The organism is Mesorhizobium sp. M1E.F.Ca.ET.041.01.1.1 (genome assembly GCF_003997355.1).
GTDB lineage: Bacteria > Pseudomonadota > Alphaproteobacteria > Rhizobiales > Rhizobiaceae > Mesorhizobium.
On sequence record NZ_RZSL01001035.1, the window covers coordinates 1 to 1,260 of the forward strand.

General features: G+C 57.9%; 2 protein-coding genes. Both read left to right on the plus strand.

Annotation, left to right across the window (positions count from 1 at the left end; all coding sequences use genetic code 11):
* Nucleotides 1-552 precede the first annotated feature (552 nt).
* Nucleotides 553-861: an IS66 family insertion sequence element accessory protein TnpB gene (gene tnpB, locus EOA38_RS37095; protein WP_127301542.1), complete on the plus strand. Its 309-nt coding sequence runs from the start codon at nucleotides 553-555 to the stop codon at nucleotides 859-861.
* A gap of 100 nt (nucleotides 862-961) precedes the next feature.
* Nucleotides 962-1,260: plasmid pRiA4b ORF-3 family protein (locus EOA38_RS37100; protein WP_145966315.1), on the plus strand; the 299-nt coding region annotated here is incomplete at its 3' end.

Below are 1,260 nucleotides of genomic sequence, written 5' to 3' on the forward strand. Positions count from 1 at the left end.
ATGCGCAGCCTGCCATCACAATTGGACGCTTGGCCGAAATGCCGTGCTGCATCAGCGCCAATGAGTTCAGGCCCGATGAGTGGCTCGTCCTGAGATTACTTGCGGATCGTTCCCGGCGTTGGCTGAAACGGGTCGCCAGCCGAGAGCCGTCTGCACTCCCAAGGATCTAAATCAAAAAGAAAAGAATTGCCGAGCAGATCGAGGCCAGCGGCTTAGAACGTCCTAACTGCTGGAAGAGCTACCTCGAGACATTCGAGGCGATAATGCCGGATCCCGCCGAGATTGGACTGACCGCCGAGTAGCCCAGAGTTGGCTTACTCCGGGAGTTTGACAAGCCCGCCTTCGAGGCTGTAGCACGATCCAAAGCTGAAAAGTCGCAAGGCAGAACAGTTTGAGCCTTTGACGAACCCAAACCCCTTGCTTGCGTTGAACCGATGCCGAGGGTTCGTCCAGCACGGTCGAATTGCAACTATGCCGCGGACGGAGCCTTCGCTTTGATAAGGACATCGATGCCGCCATTCTGGCGCGGCTGATCCGTGCGGTTGAGGCAGCATGATCGGACCGGGAACTGGCGTTCGGGTCTACCTTGCCTGCGGCGTAACAGACATGCGCAAAGGGATCGAAGGCCTGGGCGCCCTGACCCAGGATGTGCTGCGTCAGAAGCCGACGGGAGGAGCGGTCTTCGCCTTTCGGGGCAGGCGCGGCGATCGTTTGAAGCTTCTTTATTTTGATGGCCAGGGGTTCTGTCTCTACTACAAGGTCTTGCAGAAAGGCCGCTTTCCGTGGCCATCGGCGGCGGATGGGACAGCTCGACTGACGTCAGCGCAAATGGCGATGCTGAGGGAAGGGATTGACTGGTGACGCCCCAGCTGGGGAGCGCCGCCGGCGCGTGTCGGGTGATTTTATCCTTTTGAACCTGCTTGTTTATATGGCTCTTCTGCCTGACTTGTGGTAGTCAGGCATCGTGCGCGCAGAGGCCCACATTATCGGAATTGAGCCGAGGATTAGCCGCACCTTCGAGCTGCCGATGGCGCTCAACCTTGCCCAACTCCACGAGGTGCTCCAGGCCTCCTTTGGTTGGACCGGTAGCCATTTGCACCAGTTCAACATCGGAGGCATCATCTATGGCGCGCCGGAGTTCGACGACGACGGCTTCACCGCCAATCGCATCTTCGAGGCAACCGAGTTACGGATGGTCGATTTCGTTTTTTTCTACGATCCCGACGAGCAGCCCATCACGATCCTCTATGAGTACGACTT

Coding starts and splice junctions, on each gene's coding strand:
- tnpB (WP_127301542.1), top strand. CDS start 553: ATGATCGGACCGGGAACTGGCGTTCGGGTCTACCTTGCCTGCGGCGTA.